This window comes from Stenotrophomonas sp. Steno-Z1, from assembly GCF_056393175.1.
Genome location: NZ_JBWJPB010000002.1, coordinates 291,195 through 308,658 on the forward strand (window position 1 = coordinate 291,195; position 17,464 = coordinate 308,658).

The window sequence follows — 17,464 nt, forward strand, 5'->3', positions numbered from 1 at the left end:
CAGCGGATGCACTGAACATTGAACTCAAGTGCATGAATCGCCAGCCGAGGCTCACTTGATGGTTATGGCGGGTTGGAGCGAGAAGGCGCTGCCAGTAGGTCCATTTCCGGTTCGCCAGTATCCAGTCGACGTCGTACTCCATCTGATATTCCCACTCGCGCAGACTGTCCGGCAAGGCGGTCAGGCGCTTTAATATCTGATCAGCCACTTCGGGGTCATGAACGCGGAACAAGAGTGCGCGCTCTCCACGGGCCGTGATTCGAGCCAGGAAAATAGTGTTACGGTCGGCCTCGATCGCCAGTGCAATCATTTCCTCCAGCCGGACAAGGGTGTCAATTTCTTCGTTGGTCGGCATGCCATTCAGACCTTGAAGCTTGCAATTTATTCCAATTCTCAGGTGCCACGGAAAGGCATTACGTCCCCTGAATGTACGTAATGCGGAATTGATAACTACAATAGCCGGATCGCTACCGATGGAAGTCTCAATCAAGCTATAGGAGGGAACAGGGACATCTCTCATTGGTCTATCCATCTGGTACCCGTGCGGAGTCTGGTGCCGAGCACGCTGACGGCTGAAGGAGGCGATGACGTTCGCGACATCGACGCCCTGGCGATGGTCCTGCCAGTGCACGGGCCGGCCACCTTCGTGGCCTTCGCCTGACGGCAAGTCGCGTGCGCGCCAGAGCGATCAGCCCGGCCTGGGCATCGGCGAATCAGCCGGGCCGCCCTTCCGCCGCCCCGAGCAATTCGCAGGCCGCCGCACATTCACTGCCCTTCAGTGCCTGCAGCAGCACATCACGCGCTTCGTGGTCGATATGCCCGTCGCGGTCTGGCGGGTCAAGAATCTGCTGCACCGCCTCGAGGGTGGCGGTCTTGGTGGCCGGGGGCATCGCGGCGGTGGCCTCCACCAGAACGGGCAGGCCATCGAGCGCGGTGCGCGCGCGCGAGTTCGGGTTGAGGTCGGTCAGGCTGGCGCCCAGGACGATGCCGGCAATGTTGCGTGGGAGGGTGTCGGCCTCCTTCTGCATCGCCGTGAGCTCTTCGGCAGTCGGCTGCTTGCCCGGCCGTGCCAGTATCGCGCGGCTCTGAATGTCGAGCTGCCGTGCCGAGCAGGCTGTGGCCATGATCATGGTGCCATCGACCGCCACGGACATGCGGGCCAGCATCCCTTCGGTATCGCCGGTGGCCCGCGCCATGCGGACCAGATGCGCGCCTGCGTGTGCGCTGTTGGCGCACAGGGTGCGTAGATCCGGGAGTGCCGTCAGCCCGGCCGATGCGTCGGGAAGCAATGCGGGATCAGCCACCGCCATCACCACGATCATGGCCCGGACCAGCGCGTCGCGGTCGGGTTGGTTGGTCGGTGAGGCGGCGTCGGCGGCCGCGCGCAGTGCGTCCACCCGGCGCTGCTGAAGCTGCAGCGGCGTCTCATTGGCGGGTGGATCGGCGGCCATGGCCGGAGCGGCTGAGCCAAGCAGGACGACGGCCATGCACAGGCGGCGTCGAAACGAGCGGACAACATCCATGTTGCGTCCTTCGAGGCGGGGCCGGAGGGCCCGGATGGCCCGAGTGTAGCGGGGCGCCCGGGGCAGGCAAGAGGGGCGGGTCGGTCGGCGGCTAGGCCGTGACCGGCTCCGCCATCCGCACCCGGTTGCGCCCCTCGGTCTTGGCCAGGTAAAGCGCCTCATCCGCGCGTGCGACCAGTTCCTCCAGCAGCGGCTGGTCGCCTCCTGGCAGCGCCTCGCCAATCGCGCCGCCCACACTGATCGACACGGGAATGCGTACCCCGGCAACGGTGATCGGCTCGGCGGCAATGGCATGCCTCAGCCGCTCGGCCGCGACGGGTACCTCGTCGATGACCGGCGCCGACAGCAACGCAATGAACTCTTCGCCGCCGAAGCGGGCGAACAGGTCGCGATCGCGCAGCGCCTCGCGGCAGCGGCGGGCGACGGCCTTGAGGACTTCGTCGCCGACCGGGTGGCCGTGGGTATCGTTGATCTTCTTGAAATGATCCACGTCCACCATGAGCACGGCCACGGCGTGGCCCTGGGCTTCGCGGGCGGCGATGATCTGTGCCGAGCATTCCTCGAAATGACGGCGGTTGGGGACGCCGGTCAGCGGATCGGAGGAGGCCAGGCGGCGCAGTTCGGCGGCCATCAGCAGGTCGGCGGTGACGTCGGTGAACAGCCAGATGCGCCCGTGCTCGCCGTTGCCGCGCACCGGGTGGGTGTCCACTTCGAAGGTGCGTTCGCCCAACGTCCAATTCAGCTTCGAGGCGAAATTGACGTCGCCCATCTGCCTTGCATAGGCCTGGTCCAGTTCGGCGTGGTTGTCGCAGCGCTGCCGCAGGGCGCGCATGGGCGCGGCGAGTTCGGCGGCGCGGTGGCGCCCCGGAGCGCACGCCATCAGCTCGGCGGCGCGCTCGTTGATTGCCGCCCCCACGCCATCGCCGTCGATCAGCACGATGCCGGCCGGCACGCTCTCGAACAGATCCTCGAACTGGTTGCGTACGATCACCTCGCGTGCGGCCTCCCGTCGTGCCGACAGCAGCCGCGCCACGCTGGCCGCCAGCATGGGTACCTGCTGCGTCATCGGCGCAGGCGCCGACGCCTGCCGCCATAGCAGCAACAGCCCGCTGAGCGGTGCGCCATGGGACGGGGAGGGGATGTACAGCACCGAGCCCGGGGTGCCACCGAGTGCGTGGAGGATCGCGGACGGCAGCCGGAACGCGGCGGCCTCTACCGGTTCGCCACGCCAGTCATGCTCGAAGATGCCGCTACGGGCCAGATTGAAGCCGGAGAACGACAGCGTGGGCGAGGACACTGCCCACGTGGCACGGCCGTCGGCCTCGATGTCGATAGCCATGACCCTGTCCGCCCCCGAGGCAAGCTGGGCGAAGTGGCACAGCGCGGCGAGCGCGTCGCTGTCGGAGCGGGTCAATGCGCCGCTCCGCCAAGACGCTGCTCGAGGATGCCGATGACCGCATCGGCGGCGGTCATGTGCGGCAGGTGGCCGGCGGCATCGATCACGTCGAGGGTCGCGCCGTCGATCGCCTTGGCCAGCCACTGCCCGACCTGCACCGGAACGGCTACGTCCACGGCGGTCTGGATCACATGGACGGGCTTGGCCACCTGCGCGGCCGAGCCGCGAAGATCGGAGGTGAAGATGGTGCGCGAGGTGTTGAGCGCGATGTCCGGGCGCATCTGGAACAGGGTGTTGGAGAAATCGGCGATCACCGCGCTGTCATCTACGCCCACCACCATCGGCGCGAACCCGGCCACCCAGGCCTGGTAGTTGGCGCTCATGCTCTGGAACAGGCCCTCCAGGTCCTGCGGCTTGAACCCGCCGGTGTAGTCGACATCATCGAGGTAACGCGGCGACGCGCCGATGAGGACAAGGCGCTCGAACAGGTCGGGCCTGGCGATGGCAGCCAGCGCGCCGATCATGCCGCTCATCGAGTGGCCGATGTACGTGCACTGCGACACGCCGCACTCATCCAGCAGGTCGATCAGGTCGTCGGCATAGCCGAACAACGCGCCATGCCGTTCGAAATCGTAGCGTTCCGCACCCTGGGGGCCGCAGCCGGCCAGGTCGAAGGAGATCACGTCGAAACGCGCCTCGAACCAGGGCCGCAGCGCGGTCCATGCGGTCTGGTCGGTACCGAAGCCGTGGGAAAGAACGGCGACCTGCCTGCCTTGGCCGCTGCGACGACCGTTGAACATTTCAAAACTGCCCACGTACGTCTACCCATGGCGCTGAAGGGCCGAATACTAGGGCACGGTGGTGGGCGGGGTCTATCGCGATGCGAGCTGGGGTTCATGTGCGGCAGCACCGCCGAAACGGCGAGTGCGGGCATCCGGCCTTGGGCGGGGCAAGCCGGAATGATGGGCGTACGCGCCAAGGCGGGGCTTGGTCGCGACGCGATCGAGGGGTGGACTCGCACGCGTCGTCCCGGTCATGGCGACAACATGAGCGACGCCACCCGGAGAATCCTCAGGATCCTGTCGTTTCAATGCGCAGGCGAATGCGCATTGCCTGCGCGGGCATCCAGCCGCCAAACAGAAACTGCCGCAGATAGCCGCCGGCGGCCCCGGCAACGATGCCGGCCAGTACGCGCCGCGCCGGCCCGGTCCAGCGGCGCGCACGGTCGACCAGCCACGGCAGCAGCGCCAGGGCCTGGGCGCCGATGAGCAGGGCAAGGACATCCAAGCCCACCGCATCGACCATCGTGAGCACCGGCAGCAACAGCGGATTGGAGGCGGCCATCAGGACGATCACGGTGGTCGCGATGATGACGATGCGGCGCCCGGTGGGCGTGCTGGTCCAGCGCAGCAAACGGGACATCAGGGACACGGCAGGGTCTCGGTGGGGGGGGGGGCGAGCCGGCCAGGGTTGCATGCGCGGGGCTGGCACGCGATCCTGCGGTGCACGGCAGGGCAGGCGCAAGTAGGCCGCCGTCGTCCGCCTTCCCCCGAGGAGTCGCCATGAAAATCGCCGTGTTCAGCGCGCGTCCCTACGACCGCCGATTCCTCGACGAGGCCCACCAGTGCGCCGACCTCGCGGAGCCGGCCGAGTTCCTGTACTTCGACGCGTCCCTGGATGTGCATACCGCCGCGCTGGCACAGGACTGCGCGGCCGTCTGTGTCTTCGTCAACGATCGCCTGGACGCACCGGTACTGCACGCGCTGCATGCACTGGGCGTGCGCGCGATCCTGCTGCGCTGCGCCGGCTTCAACAACGTGGACCTGGCCACGGCCGGGCAGCGGGGGTTCTTTGTCGCCCGGGTGCCGGCCTACTCGCCCGAGGCGGTGGCCGAGCACGCGCTGGCATTGGTGATGACCCTCAACCGGCACACCCATCGCGCCTACAACCGGGTGCGCGAGGGCAACTTCATGCTCGATGGCCTGCTCGGGCGCACCCTGCACGGCAAGACCGTGGGCATCGTCGGCACCGGCAAGATCGGCCTGGCCACGGCGCGCATCTTCAAGGGGATGGGCTGCACGGTGCTGGGCCACGATCCTTACCCGTCACCGGACTTCCCGTCGATCGGCACGTTCGTGGCACTGGAGGAACTGCTGGCGCGGGCCGACATCGTCTCGTTGCATTGCCCGCTGACGCCGGACACCCACCACCTGATCAACGCGACCTCGCTGGCGCAGATGAAGCCCGGCGCGATGCTGGTCAATACCTCGCGCGGCGGCCTGGTCGATACCCAGGCGGTGATCGGTGCGCTCAAGGCGCGGCAGCTGGGCCACCTGGCCATCGATGTCTACGAGCAGGAAAGCGCGCTGTTCTTCCAGGACTGGTCGGGCGAGATCATCGACGATGACGCCTTCCAGCGCCTGATGACCTTCCCCAACGTGCTGGTCACCGGGCACCAGGGCTTCTTCACCGTCGAGGCGCTGCAGGAGATCTCCGCGATCACGCTGGGCAACCTGGACGACTTCGCCCGCGGCCGCGCGTGTGCCAATCGCGTGGTCGCCGCCTGATCCACCGCGGTCGCCGTCCTCCCTCCACCTATCGCGCAGGGGCATGACCATGTGGCATCAGACCTACGATCCGCTCGGCAACGCGAACCTCTCGGCGCTGCTGGCCGCGCTGCCGGTGCTGGTGTTCCTGCTCGCGCTGACGGTGCTGCGCCTCAAGGGGCTCACCGCCGCGTTGCTGGCGGTGCTGGTGTCGGCGCTGGTGTCGGCCTGGGTGTTCGGCATGCCCGCGGGCGCCATTGCCGGCGCGGCGCTGCTGGGCATCGCCAACGGCCTCTTCCCGATCAGCTTCATCGTGCTGATGGCGGTGTGGCTGTACAAGCTGGCCATCCGCAGCGGCAAGTTCGAGGTGATCCGCGGCAGCATCGCCACCATCTCCGACGACCAGCGCATCCAGGTGCTGCTGATCGCGTTCTGTTTCGGCGGCTTCCTGGAAGGGGCCGCGGGCTTCGGCGTGCCGATCGCGATCTGCGCCGCGCTGCTGGTGGAGCTGGGTTTCCGTCCGCTCAAGGCGGCCATGCTGTGCCTGGTGGCCAATGGCGCGGCCGGGGCCTATGGGGCGATCGGGATCCCGGTGCTGGTGGGGGCGCAGCAGGGTGGGGTGGCGCTGGGCGGGATGTCGCAGATGCTGGTCCCGCTGGTGCAGGTGTGTGCGCTGCTGCTGCCGGCCGTACTGGTATGGATGCTGGATGGCTGGCGCGGGGTGCGCGAGACCTGGCCGGTGCTGCTGGTGGTCGGCGCGGTGTTCAGCGGGGCGCAGACGCTTACGCTGGTGCTGCTGGGGCCGGAACTGGTGGACATCATCGGCCCCCTGGCCGCGATGGGCAGCCTGGCCGCGTTCATGCAGGTCTGGCGCCCCGTGCGCATCTACCGCGAGGACCAGGCCCCGCCGGTCTCTGGGCAGCGCTGGACGCTGCGGCAGGTGCTGCTGGCGTGGTCGCCGTTCTACATCCTCACCGCCACCATCCTCACCTGGAGCCTGCCGGCGTTCAAGGCGCTGTTCGGCCCCGACGGCGCGCTCGGGGCGACGGTGCTGCACCTGCCCATCGCGTTGCTGGACCAGCGCGTGCAGGAGGTGCCGCCGCTGGTGGCCAGCGCGCGCACCCTGCCGGCGGTCTGGAACGTGGGGTGGCTCAATGCGTCCGGCACCGCGATCCTGATCGCCGCGCTGCTCACCGTGGTGCTGTCACCCCGGCTGACCGTGCGGTCGGCCGCGGAAGAACTGGCGCAGTCCGGCAACCAGATGTGGAAGCCGCTGGCGACGGTGGCACTGGTGATGGCGGTGGCCTACATCACCAACTATTCCGGGGCCTCGTCCACGATCGGGCTGGCGCTGGCCCAGGCCGGCGGCCTGTTCCCGGTGCTGGCGCCGGTGATCGGCTGGATGGGCGTGTTCATCACCGGCTCGGTGGTCAACAGCAATACCCTGTTCGCGCACCTGCAAGCGGTCACCGCCGGGCAGATCGGGGTGTCGCCGGCGCTGCTGGTGGCGGGCAACACCGCCGGCGGGGTGATGGCCAAGCTGGTGTCGCCGCAATCGATCGCCATCGCCGCCGCGGCGGTCAAGCTGGTTGGCCAGGAATCGGCGATCATGCGCAGCACCCTGGCGATCAGCCTCGGGCTGCTTGCCTACGTCTGCCTGTGCACCCTGCTGCTGTCGTGGATGACGGGCTGAAACTGAGGCATTCATGTCTATACATGAATGCCGCGGACGTGCCGATCCGGGCTGTTGCGCACCGCTGCGACAACGTGTCGCAGCCTATTTGTGGCCTTTCCTGCGCCGGATCATTGTCAATGCTCTTCTTAAATGTTGCGTGACGGCCTAAAATTGAAAGGCTGACATGATCGTCCCCGTGCCTGTCCCCCTGGACCGGCACATCCGGCCATTGGCCGGGCGGGGCGCGCTTGAGCTGGCATTCCCTACGCAATTGGATCGACCGATGATTCCGTTGAACCCCCTTGGACGCTTTTTGCGTCCGGGCCTGCTGTTTGCGTTGTCCGTGTTCCTCACGGGCTGCAACTCGGCCATCCTCAACCCCAAGGGCCAGATCGGCCACGATGAGAAGACGCTGCTGATCACGGCTACCGTGCTGATGCTGCTGGTCGTCGTGCCGGTCATCATCATGACCCTGACCTTCGCGTGGAAGTACCGTGCGACCAACACCAAGGCCCGCTATGAGCCGAAGTGGTCGCACTCCACCGCGATCGAAGTGGTGGTGTGGTCGATCCCGTGCATGATCGTGCTGGTGCTGGCCGTGCTGACCTGGCGTTCCTCGCACGCCCTGGACCCGTACCGTCCGCTGGACTCGGACAAGAAGCCGGTGGTGATCGAAGCCATCTCGCTGGACTGGAAGTGGCTCTTCATCTACCCCGAAGAGAACATCGCCACGGTCAACGAGATCACCTTCCCGGTCGATACCCCGCTGAACTTCAAGATCACGTCCGATTCGGTGATGAATGCGTTCTTCATCCCGCACCTGGGCAGCATGATCTACTCGATGACGGCCATGGAGACCAAACTCCACCTGATCGCCAACGAGACCGGTGAGTTCCCGGGCATGTCCTCGCACTACAGCGGCGCGGGCTTCAGCAAGATGCACTTCACTGCCCATTCGGTCAGCGAGGAGCAGTACCAGCAGTGGCTGGCCAAGGTCCGCGGCACTGCGGCGACCCTGGACAAGACCGCCTTCAATGCGCTGGTGGCCGAGAAGAACCACGACTGGCACCCGGTGACCTATTTCGGTACCAGCGAAGCCGGCCTGTTCGACTGGGTGATCGCCAAGCACATGGGCGACAACCAGCACTACGGCATGAAGCACGACCACCAGGCGATGGGCCATGACGGCGCCGCGGGCGAAAGCCATGCCGGCCACGACATGCCGGCCGCCGATGGTCCCGCCCCGGCCGACGTGCATGCCGACGATACGCACGCGGCCCACGCCGCTGGCGCCGCCGCCGAGCACGCAGACCACACTGCAGACGAGCACGCCGCCGCCGGTCACGCCGGCCACGCAGGCTCGGGAGAATAAGCATGAATCTGTTGGGTAAATTGACATTTGCCGACATCCCGCATGACCCGATCATCATCACCACGCTGGTCGGTGCTGGTATCGGCGGCATGCTGGTGCTGGCCCTGATCACCAAGTTCAAGCTGTGGGGCTATCTCTGGAAAGAGTGGTTCACCTCGGTCGACCACAAGAAGATCGGCGCGATGTACCTCATCGTCGCCTTCGTCATGCTGCTGCGCGGCTTTGCCGACGCGATCATGATGCGTGCCCAGCAGGCCATCGCGGCCGGCGGCAACGAAGGCTTCCTGCCGCCGCACCACTACGACCAGATCTTCACCGCCCACGGCGTGATCATGATCTTCTTCGTGGCGATGCCGCTGATCACCGGCCTGATGAACGTCGTGGTGCCGCTGCAGATCGGCGCACGCGACGTCGCCTTCCCGTTCGTCAACTCGCTCAGCTTCTGGCTGTTCGTGGCGGGCGCGGGCCTGGTGATGATCTCGCTGGGTGTCGGTGAGTTCGCGCAGACCGGTTGGCTGGCCTTCCCGCCGTTGTCGGGCAAGGAGTACAGCTCAGGTGTCGGTGTGGATTACTACATCTGGGGCCTGCAGGTCGCTGGCCTGGGTACCACGCTGAGCGGTATCAACTTCTTCATTACCATCCTGAAGATGCGTACCCCGGGCATGAAGCTGATGCACATGCCGGTGTTCACCTGGACCGCGCTGGTCACCAACGTGCTGATCATCGCCGCCTTCCCGGTGCTGACCGTCACCCTGGTGCTGCTCACCCTGGACCGTTACCTGGGCACGCACTTCTTCACCAATGACGGCGGCGGCAACGCCATGCTGTACATCAACCTGATCTGGATCTGGGGTCACCCGGAAGTCTATATCCTGGTGCTGCCGGCCTTCGGCGTGTTCTCCGAGGTCATCGCCACGTTCTCGCGCAAGGCGCTGTTCGGCTACAAGGGCATGGTCTACGCCACCGCCTGCATCGGCGTGTTGTCGTTCATCGTGTGGCTGCACCACTTCTTCACCATGGGCTCGGGTGCCAACGTCAATGCCTTCTTCGGCATCACGACGATGATCATCTCGATCCCGACCGGCGTGAAGATCTTCAACTGGCTGTTCACCATGTTCCGCGGTCGGGTGCAGTTCACCACCCCGGTGCTGTGGACGATCGGCTTCATGGTCACCTTCACCATCGGCGGCATGACCGGCGTGATGCTGGCGATCCCGGCCATCGACTTCGTGCTGCACAACAGCCTGTTCCTGATCGCCCACTTCCACAACGTCATCATCGGCGGCGTGGTGTTCGGCATGTTTGCCGGCATCACCTACTGGTGGCCGAAGATGTTCGGCTTCCGCCTCAACGAAACCTGGGGCAAGCGCGCGTTCTGGTGCTGGTTCATCGGCTTCTACGTGGCCTTCATGCCGCTGTACATCCTGGGCTTCATGGGCATGACCCGCCGCATGCAGAGCTACCCGAACCTGGAGTACCAGCCGCTGCTGGTGATCGCCATGTGCGGTGCGTTCATTATCGGCGCCGGCATCCTGTGCCAGGTGATCCAGATCGCCGTGTCGATCCGCGACCGCAAGAAGACCGCCGACTTGACCGGCGATCCGTGGGATGCCCGTACGCTGGAGTGGGAAACCTCTTCGCCGCCGTCGTTCTACAACTTCGGCGCGCTGCCCAAGGTCACCGAACTGGACGACTTCTGGGAGCGCAAGCAGCGTGGTGAGGCGTGGGAACGCCCGGCCAGGTACACCGACATCCACATGCCGCGCAACACCGGCACCGGCGTGGTGATCGGCGCCTTCAGCCTGGTGCTGGGCTTTGCGATGATCTGGCACATCTGGTGGCTGGCCATCGTGGGCATCGTCGGCATGATCGGCACCTTCATCTGGCGCACCTTCGACAAGGACACGGATTACTACGTGCCGGCCGCCGAAGTGGAGCGCATCGAAAATGAGCACCGTCGCCACCTGGTGGCGCAGGGCCTGGTGAAATCGGAGCTGAAGGCATGAGCAGCACTATCCCCAACAGCATGAACCATGGGCACGCCGCGCAAGCGGCGGCCCACGGCCATGATGACCACGAGCACCACGACACCGGCGGCAACACCGTCTTCGGTTTCTGGGTGTACCTGATGAGCGACTGCCTCATCTTCGCCAGCCTGTTCGCCACCTACATCGTGTTGTCCGGTGGCACCAACGGCGGGCCGGGCCCGAAGGACCTCTTCGACCTGAGCTTCGTCGCCTGGGAAACCACGCTGCTGCTGGTGTCTTCGCTGACCTTCGGCCTGGGCATGATCGCCCTGCACAAGCACAAGGTCGGGCAGATGTACCTGTGGCTGGGCCTGACCTGGCTGCTGGGCTTCGGCTTCATGGTCATGGAAGTGTGGGAGTTCAACCACCTCATCCATGAGGGCTACGGTCCCGACCACAGTGCGTTCCTGTCGGCGTTCTTCGCGCTGGTGGGTACCCACGGCCTGCACGTCAGTGCCGGCCTGCTGTGGCTGCTGGTCATGTTCATCCAGATCAAGCAGAACGGCCTGACCCCGACCAACAAGACCCGCATGGCGTGCCTGAGCCTGTTCTGGCACTTCCTGGACCTGATCTGGATCGGCGTGTTCTCCGTCGTCTACCTGAAGGGAGCGCTGTAATGGCACATGACAATCACGCACACGACCACGGCCACGGTGCCGGCGGCGAAAGCCACGGCAGCGTCAAGTCGTACCTGGTCGGCTTCCTGCTGGCAGCGGTCCTGACCATCATCCCGTTCTGGCTGGTGATGCACGGCAACCTGCCGACCTTCACCACCGGCGTGATCATCGTGATCGCCGCGGTGCTGCAGATCCTGGTGCACCTGGTGTTCTTCCTGCACCTGGACCGCTCCTCGGAGCAGCGCTGGAACGTCAGCGCCGCGGCCTTCACCGTGGTGGTGATCGGCATCATCGTCGCCGGCTCGCTGTGGGTCATGCACAACATGAACGTGCACATGATGCACTGACGTCCCCGCGACGTTGCCGCACGCAGAAAGGCCGCCCTCGGGCGGCCTTTTTGTTTGCGTCGATCAGGGCGGGATCAACGGCTGCAGGTGTGCGCGTCCGCCGCTCTGGGCGCCCCCGGGCACCTCAAGGAACGAGAGGCAACACCGGCGCGTGCTCGAGCGCAACGACGCCGTCCACTGAAGGTGGACGATTGAAGCGTTACGCCGCCTGCGCCAACCGCAGGAATTCGTCAGCCCCCACCGGCCGCCCCAGGTGGTACCCCTGCAGCAGGTCGCAGCCCATGTCGCTCAGGTACTGGCGTTGCCCAGCGGTTTCCACGCCCTCGGCGACGATCCGCAGTTGCAGCGAACGGCCCAGCGCGATGATCGACGACACGATCGCCGCGTCTTCGGCGTTGTCTTCCAGGTCGTGCACGAACGCGCGGTCGATCTTCAGTTCGGTGGCCGGCATGCGCTTGAGGTAGAGCAGGCTGGAGTAGCCGGTGCCGAAGTCGTCGATGGAGATGTTGACCCCCATCGCGGTCAGTCCGTGCAGGATCTGCAGACTCGCCTCGACGTCCTTCATCGCGGTGGTCTCGGTCACTTCCAGGGTCAGGTGGCGTGGGTCTAGCCCGTGCCGTTCCAGCGTGCGCTTGACCGTGTCGAGCAGGGTGGCCGAGCCGAACTGCAGCGGCGACAGGTTGACCGCCATCGACCACTCCGCATGGCCAGCGTCGTGCCACAGGCGCAGCTGCGCACAGGCGTGGTCCAGCACCCAGTCGCCCAGCGGCAGGATCAGCCCGCTGCGTTCGGCCACCGGAATGAACATGTCCGGGCCGAGCAGGCCCAGCTCGGGGTGCTGCCATCGCACCAGCGCCTCGGCGCCGATCAGCGGCTGGCCGCTGGCCGGGAACTTGGGCTGGTAGTGCAGCACCAGCTCGTTGCGGTGGATCGCCCGGCGCAGTTCCTGCAGCAGCTTGAGCTGGCGGTTGGCGCTGACATGCATCGATTCGGTGAAGAACGTATAGCCGTTACGTCCGCCGTCCTTGGTGTGGTACATCGCCGCGTCGGCGTGCGCCATCAACTCCCGTTCACTGGTGGCATCGGCCGGGTACAGCGCGATGCCGAGACTGGCGGTCACCTGCAGTTCCAGCGCATCGATCAGGAACGGCTCGCCCACGCTGGCGATGATGCGTTCGGCGACCACCGCTGCATCTTCGGGGTCGTCCACCTGGAACACGATGACGAACTCGTCGCCGCCCAGCCGCGCGAACGTATCCTGGCTGCGCAGCAGCGCACTGACGCGCTCGCTCATCTGGATCAGCAGCTTGTCGCCGAGCTGGTGGCCGTAGGCATCGTTGATGGCCTTGAAGCCGTCCAGGTCGCAGAACATCACGGCGAAACTGAAGTGCCGGCGCCGCGCCTTCTCGATCGCCTGTTCGATCCGGTCCTGCAGCAGCATCCGGTTCGGCAGCTGGGTCAGCGGGTCGTGCAGGGCGGCCTGCAGCAGTTTCTCGTTGGCGTGCGCCAGCGAGTCGGCCAGCATGCCGGTGCGGGTGCGCATCTGGCGGTCGAACACCGAGGCCAGCAGCGCGATGCCCAGCGTGGCCAGCGTGGTCACGATGACCAGCACGGCCAGCCACTTGGCGTCGATGCCCTCGCCATAGGCGGCGCCACAGATGCTGCCGGGCGGGAAGTGGGCCGCGGCCATGCCGGTGTAGTGCATGCCCACGATCGCCAGCCCCATCACCAGCGACGCCAGGCCGCGCAACAGGAATGCGCGGCGCTGCTCCAGGCGCAGCCGGAATGCGATCCACAATGCCGCACCGGCCGCGCTGATGGCGATCAGCAGCGACAGGGTGAACCAGACCGGGTCGTAATCGATGCCCGGCTGCATGCGCAGGGCGGCCATGCCCAGGTAGTGCATGGCGGCGATGCCCAGGCCCATCAGCACTGCGCCGGCGACCAGCCGGGCCCACGGCAGCGACGGGCGCGAGACCAGCCACAGCGCGTAGGCCGACGCGCCGACGGACACGGCCAGCGAGAACAGGGTGATGCCCAGGTCGTAGCCGACCGGGATCGGCAGGTGGAAGGCGAGCATGCCGATGAAGTGCATCGACCAGATGCCCAGGCCCATCGCGCCTGCGCCACCGGCCAGCCACCAGCGGGCCACGCGGCCCTGGGTGCTGGCCAGCCGGCCGGCCATGTCCAGTGCCGTATACGAGGCAAGGATGGCGACCAGCAGCGAGAAGACGACAAGACTCTGGCTGTAGGTGCCGGTCATGGGAGAAGCCTGGATAAAAGGGGGACGGGCGATGGCCCGCCCCGGTATCGGCCTGCCGGCGGGAAACTTGAACACCGTTGGCGGCGCGTCTCGGTTGTTGCGACGCGGCTCGGCTATCCTGCCCGCCAGACGATGAAGTGGACGTGGACATGGCCAAGCGACTGACCGCATACGTGTGCAGCGAATGTGGCGCCGAATACAGCAAGTGGCAGGGGCAGTGCACCGAGTGCGGCGTGTGGAACGTGCTCACCGAGATCACCCTGGAAAGCGCCACCCCGGCCAAGGCTTCGCCGGCTGCACGCCGCTCCGGCTGGGCGGGCAAGGTCGATGCGCCCAAGATCATGGCGCTCAAGGATGTGCAGCAGACCGAGCACCTGCGCGTCAGCACCTGCATCGGCGAGTTCGACCGGGTGCTGGGCGGTGGCCTGGTTGAAGGTGCGGTGATCCTGGTCGGCGGCGATCCGGGCATCGGCAAGTCCACCCTGCTGCTGCAGGCCGTGGCGAAGATGGCCGCGACCCTGCCGGTGCTGTACATCACCGGCGAGGAGTCGCTGTCGCAGGTGGCCGGGCGCGCGGTACGGCTGGACCTGCCGCTGGACAACGTCAATGCGCTGGCCGAAACCCAGGTCGAGGCGATCCTGCAGCACGCCAGCGTCGCCCGCCCCAAGCTGATCGTGGCCGACTCCATCCAGACCCTGTGGACCGAATCGCTCACCGCCGCGCCGGGCTCGGTGAGCCAGGTGCGCGAAAGCGCTGCGCGGCTGGTCCGCTTCGCCAAGGAAACCGGCACCGCCGTATTCCTGGTGGGCCATGTCACCAAGGAAGGCGGCATCGCCGGCCCGCGCGTGCTCGAGCACATGGTCGATGCGGTGCTGTATTTCGAGGGTGAGAGCGGCAGCCGCTTCCGCCTGCTGCGCGCGTTCAAGAACCGCTTTGGCGCGGTCAACGAGCTGGGCGTGTTCGCCATGGGCGAGAAGGGCCTGAAGGAAGTCTCCAACCCCTCGGCGATCTTCCTGTCCGGTGGCAGCACGCAGCAGCCGGGTAGCTGCGTGATGGTCACCCGCGAGGGCACCCGGCCGCTGCTGGTGGAGGTGCAGGCGCTGGTGGATACCTCGCCGCTGTCCAATCCGCGGCGGGTGGCAGTGGGCCTGGAGCAGAACCGCCTGGCGATGCTGCTGGCCGTGCTGCACCGGCACGGGGGCGTGCTTACCGGCGACCAGGACGTGTTCGTCAACGTGGTCGGTGGCATCCGCGTGCAGGAAACCGCGGTGGACTTGCCGGTGTTGCTGGCGGTGCTGTCCTCGCTGCAGGACCGGCCGCTGGCCGAGAAGACCATCGCCTTCGGCGAGGTCGGCTTGTCCGGCGAGATACGTCCGGTGCCCAACGGCGAGGACCGCCTGCGTGAAGCGGCCACCCATGGCTTCAAGCGCGCCATCGTGCCCAAGGCCAACGCGCCCAAGACCGGCAGCGTGAAGGGCATGGAGGTGATCGCGGTGGAGCGCTTGTCCGAGGCGATCGAGGCGGCCTGACCCCATCCGCGCCAACGATGCACCCAGGTAGCGCCGAGGCATGCGCGGCTGGTTGCGGCGCCCCACCTTGTACGCCCGCCCTGGTAGAGCCGAGCCATGCTCGGCTGCTTTCGGCGCCCCACCTTGTGCGCCCGATCCGGCAAGCCGAGCATGGCTCGGCTCTACCCAGGTGTCGGCCGGTACGCCCGGCCCGGCCAGTCGGGCAGGGCCCGCTCTGGTAAAGCCGAGCCATGCTCGGCTGCTTGCGGTGACCCATCTTGTACGCCCGATCCGGCAAGCCGAGCATGGCTCGGCTCTACCCAGACGTCAGCCGGTACGCCCGGCCCGACCAGCCGGGCAGGGCCAGCTCTGGTAGAGCCGAGCCATGCTCGGCTGCTTTCGGCGACCCACCTTGTACGCCCGATCCGGCAAGGCGAGCATGGCTCGGCTCTACGCAGGCATCAGGCGGTACGCCCGATCCGGCAAGCCGAGCATGGCTCGGCTCTACCCAGGTGTCGGCCGGTACGCCCGGCCCGGCCAGTCGGGCAGGGCCCGCTCTGGTAGAGCCGAGCCATGCTCGGCTGCTTTCGGCGACCCACCTTGTACGCCCGATCTGGCAAGCCGAGCATGGCTCGGCTCTACCCACGCGTCAGCCGGTACGCCCGGCCCGGCCAGCCGGGCAGGGCCCGCTCTGGTAGAGCCGAGCCATGCTCGGCTGCTTTCGGCGACCCACCTTGTACGCCCGATCTGGCAAGCCGAGCATGGCTCGGCTCTACCCGGGTGTCAGCCGGTACGCCCGGCCCGGCCAGTCGGGCAGGGCCCGCTCTGGTAGAGCCGAGCCACGCTCGGCTGCTTTCGGCGACCCACCTTGTACGCCCGATCCGGCAAGCCGAGCGTGGCTCGGCTCTACGCAGGCGTCAGGCGGTACGCTCGATCCGGCAAGCCGAGCATGGCTCGGCTCTACCCAGGTGTCAGGCGGTACGCACGGCCCGGCCAATCGGGCAGGGCCAGCTCTGGTAGAGCCGAGCCATGCTCGGCTGCTTTCGGCGACCCACCTTGTACGCCCGATCCGGCAAGCCGAGCATGGCTCGGCTCTACGCAGGCGTCAGGCGGTACGCCCGATCCGGCAAGCCGAGCATGGCTCGGCTCTACGCAGGTGTCAGCCGGTACGCCCGATCCGGCAAGCCGAGCATGGCTCGGCTCTACGCAGGCGTCAGGCGGTACGCTCGATCCGGCAAGCCGAGCATGGCGCGGCGCTACCCGGGCGACCGTGTTGTGTGCCCGAATACCCGCCAGCGGTCGGTCAGCGCGTGGTATGCCCGAATACCAGTTCGATGACGAACTGGCTGCCGAAGAAGGCCAGCAGCAGCAGCGCCATCGCGGTCAGGGTCCAGTGCACGGCCTTGGCGCCGCGCCAGCCGTAGCGACGACGGCCGATCAGCAACGTGCCGAACACGATCCACGACAGCACGCTGAGCACGGTCTTGTGCACCAGCTTCTGCGCCAGCAGGTCATCGACAAACAGCACGCCGGTGAGCAGGGTCAGGGTGAGCAGGGCGAAGCCGACGGCGATCACCCGGAACAGCAGCGATTCCAGGTCGGCCAGCGGCGGCAACGCACGCAGCCAGGGGCGGAAATCGCGTCGACGCAACGCGCGTTCCTGCAGCCACAACATGATCGCCAGCAGCGCGGCCACGCTGAGGGTGGCGTAGGCCAGCAGGGCCAGCCATGCGTGCGTGGCCAGCTGCCAGCCCAGCGGCCGGCTCGGTTCGTGACCGTAGGCGTGATAGGCCCACAACACCGCCGCGGCCATCGGGAATACCAGCACCCCCAGGGCGGCCATGCGCCCGCGCGCGGCCACCAGCGAGGTCAGCCAGGCCATGCCCAGGCCGACCAGCGACAGCGCGGCGAAGAAGTGCATGTCCGGCCCACCGGTGGTGCGCATCGCCACCAGCACGTGGTAACCACCGTGCAGCAGCATCGCCGGCAGCGCCGGCCACAGCCAGGCCGGCGAGGTCACCGCATCATCGCGGACGACCGCGCGCACCAGCAGCCCGGTGGCGGTCAGGTACAGCAGGGTCGCGATGAGAACGATTGTCATCGTTCCAGTTTCGCATACCCCCCGGCCACTGGCGATGCCTGCGGCCATGGGCCGCAGTCGCGGTCCGGGGCGCTTGGTGGACCGGCTAT

13 protein-coding genes and 1 pseudogene are annotated in these 17,464 nt (G+C 66.9%); 7 read left to right on the top strand and 7 right to left on the bottom strand.

Features of this window, described 5'->3' with window-relative positions; genetic code table 11:
• Positions 1-133 precede the first annotated feature (133 nt).
• The 5 genes and pseudogenes from AC06FD_RS08065 to AC06FD_RS08085 all read right to left on the bottom strand — a co-directional run.
• A pseudogene (locus tag AC06FD_RS08065) lies at positions 134-532 on the bottom strand (DUF695 domain-containing protein); the annotation flags it as partial.
• A gap of 181 nt (positions 533-713) precedes the next feature.
• Positions 714-1,523 (bottom strand): hypothetical protein, encoded by an 810-nt coding sequence (locus tag AC06FD_RS08070; protein ID WP_478077520.1) that lies wholly within the window; start codon positions 1,521-1,523, stop codon positions 714-716.
• 91 nt (positions 1,524-1,614) lie between these two features.
• On the bottom strand, positions 1,615-2,937 hold the full coding sequence (locus tag AC06FD_RS08075) for a GGDEF domain-containing protein (RefSeq protein WP_478077521.1): 1,323 nt from the start codon (positions 2,935-2,937) through the stop codon (positions 1,615-1,617).
• Positions 2,934-3,719 carry an alpha/beta fold hydrolase gene (locus AC06FD_RS08080; RefSeq protein ID WP_478077522.1) on the bottom strand — a complete coding sequence of 262 codons (786 nt, stop codon included), beginning with the start codon at positions 3,717-3,719 and terminating at the stop codon, positions 2,934-2,936. Before AC06FD_RS08080 ends, AC06FD_RS08075 begins: the two co-directional genes overlap by 4 nt.
• Before the next feature lie 271 nt (positions 3,720-3,990).
• Positions 3,991-4,341: a hypothetical protein gene (locus AC06FD_RS08085; protein WP_478077767.1), complete on the bottom strand. Its 351-nt coding sequence runs from the start codon at positions 4,339-4,341 to the stop codon at positions 3,991-3,993.
• A 140-nt stretch (positions 4,342-4,481) separates the two neighbouring features.
• Here AC06FD_RS08085 and AC06FD_RS08090 point away from each other — a divergent pair, with 140 nt between their 5' ends.
• The 6 genes from AC06FD_RS08090 (at position 4,482) to cyoD (ending at position 11,503) form a co-directional block, all read left to right on the top strand.
• Positions 4,482-5,486 (top strand): 2-hydroxyacid dehydrogenase, encoded by a 1,005-nt coding sequence (locus tag AC06FD_RS08090; protein WP_478077523.1) that lies wholly within the window; start codon positions 4,482-4,484, stop codon positions 5,484-5,486.
• 43 nt (positions 5,487-5,529) lie between these two features.
• Positions 5,530-7,158 carry an L-lactate permease gene (locus AC06FD_RS08095; RefSeq protein ID WP_478077524.1) on the top strand — a complete coding sequence of 543 codons (1,629 nt, stop codon included), beginning with the start codon at positions 5,530-5,532 and terminating at the stop codon, positions 7,156-7,158.
• A gap of 265 nt (positions 7,159-7,423) precedes the next feature.
• Positions 7,424-8,512, top strand: coding sequence for a ubiquinol oxidase subunit II (gene cyoA / locus AC06FD_RS08100; RefSeq protein ID WP_259203915.1), 1,089 nt, complete (start codon positions 7,424-7,426; stop codon positions 8,510-8,512).
• A gap of 8 nt (positions 8,513-8,520) precedes the next feature.
• Complete coding sequence (gene cyoB / locus AC06FD_RS08105) at positions 8,521-10,518, top strand: cytochrome o ubiquinol oxidase subunit I (RefSeq protein ID WP_259204912.1); 1,998 nt, start codon at positions 8,521-8,523, stop codon at positions 10,516-10,518.
• On the top strand, positions 10,515-11,156 hold the full coding sequence (gene cyoC, locus AC06FD_RS08110; protein WP_259203916.1) for a cytochrome o ubiquinol oxidase subunit III: 642 nt from the start codon (positions 10,515-10,517) through the stop codon (positions 11,154-11,156). Before cyoB ends, cyoC begins: the two co-directional genes overlap by 4 nt.
• On the top strand, positions 11,156-11,503 hold the full coding sequence (gene cyoD / locus AC06FD_RS08115; RefSeq protein ID WP_259203917.1) for a cytochrome o ubiquinol oxidase subunit IV: 348 nt from the start codon (positions 11,156-11,158) through the stop codon (positions 11,501-11,503). The genes cyoC and cyoD overlap by 1 nt, the downstream gene beginning before the upstream one ends.
• A 199-nt stretch (positions 11,504-11,702) precedes the next feature.
• Here the strand turns inward: cyoD and AC06FD_RS08120 are convergent, their stop codons facing one another.
• On the bottom strand, positions 11,703-13,766 hold the full coding sequence (locus AC06FD_RS08120) for a putative bifunctional diguanylate cyclase/phosphodiesterase (RefSeq protein ID WP_478077525.1): 2,064 nt from the start codon (positions 13,764-13,766) through the stop codon (positions 11,703-11,705).
• A 149-nt stretch (positions 13,767-13,915) separates the two neighbouring features.
• On the opposite strand from AC06FD_RS08120, the gene radA reads away from it, so the two are divergent.
• On the top strand, positions 13,916-15,295 hold the full coding sequence (gene radA / locus AC06FD_RS08125) for a DNA repair protein RadA (RefSeq protein ID WP_259203920.1): 1,380 nt from the start codon (positions 13,916-13,918) through the stop codon (positions 15,293-15,295).
• A 1,282-nt stretch (positions 15,296-16,577) separates the two neighbouring features.
• Here the strand turns inward: radA and AC06FD_RS08130 are convergent.
• On the bottom strand, positions 16,578-17,375 hold the full coding sequence (locus AC06FD_RS08130; RefSeq protein ID WP_259203921.1) for a cytochrome C assembly family protein: 798 nt from the start codon (positions 17,373-17,375) through the stop codon (positions 16,578-16,580).
• Positions 17,376-17,464 lie beyond the last annotated feature (89 nt).

Excerpts from the sequence above, each read along its gene's own strand:
- AC06FD_RS08070 (WP_478077520.1), bottom strand. The coding sequence starts at position 1,523 with ATGGATGTTGTCCGCTCGTTTCGACGCCGCCTGTGCATGGCCGTCGTC.
- AC06FD_RS08080 (WP_478077522.1), bottom strand. The coding sequence starts at position 3,719 with ATGTTCAACGGTCGTCGCAGCGGCCAAGGCAGGCAGGTCGCCGTTCTT.
- AC06FD_RS08085 (WP_478077767.1), bottom strand. The coding sequence starts at position 4,341 with ATGTCCCGTTTGCTGCGCTGGACCAGCACGCCCACCGGGCGCCGCATC.
- AC06FD_RS08090 (WP_478077523.1), top strand. The coding sequence starts at position 4,482 with ATGAAAATCGCCGTGTTCAGCGCGCGTCCCTACGACCGCCGATTCCTC.
- AC06FD_RS08095 (WP_478077524.1), top strand. The coding sequence starts at position 5,530 with ATGACCATGTGGCATCAGACCTACGATCCGCTCGGCAACGCGAACCTC.
- cyoA (WP_259203915.1), top strand. The coding sequence starts at position 7,424 with ATGATTCCGTTGAACCCCCTTGGACGCTTTTTGCGTCCGGGCCTGCTG.
- cyoC (WP_259203916.1), top strand. The coding sequence starts at position 10,515 with ATGAGCAGCACTATCCCCAACAGCATGAACCATGGGCACGCCGCGCAA.
- cyoD (WP_259203917.1), top strand. The coding sequence starts at position 11,156 with ATGGCACATGACAATCACGCACACGACCACGGCCACGGTGCCGGCGGC.
- AC06FD_RS08120 (WP_478077525.1), bottom strand. The coding sequence starts at position 13,766 with ATGACCGGCACCTACAGCCAGAGTCTTGTCGTCTTCTCGCTGCTGGTC.
- radA (WP_259203920.1), top strand. The coding sequence starts at position 13,916 with ATGGCCAAGCGACTGACCGCATACGTGTGCAGCGAATGTGGCGCCGAA.
- AC06FD_RS08130 (WP_259203921.1), bottom strand. The coding sequence starts at position 17,375 with ATGACAATCGTTCTCATCGCGACCCTGCTGTACCTGACCGCCACCGGG.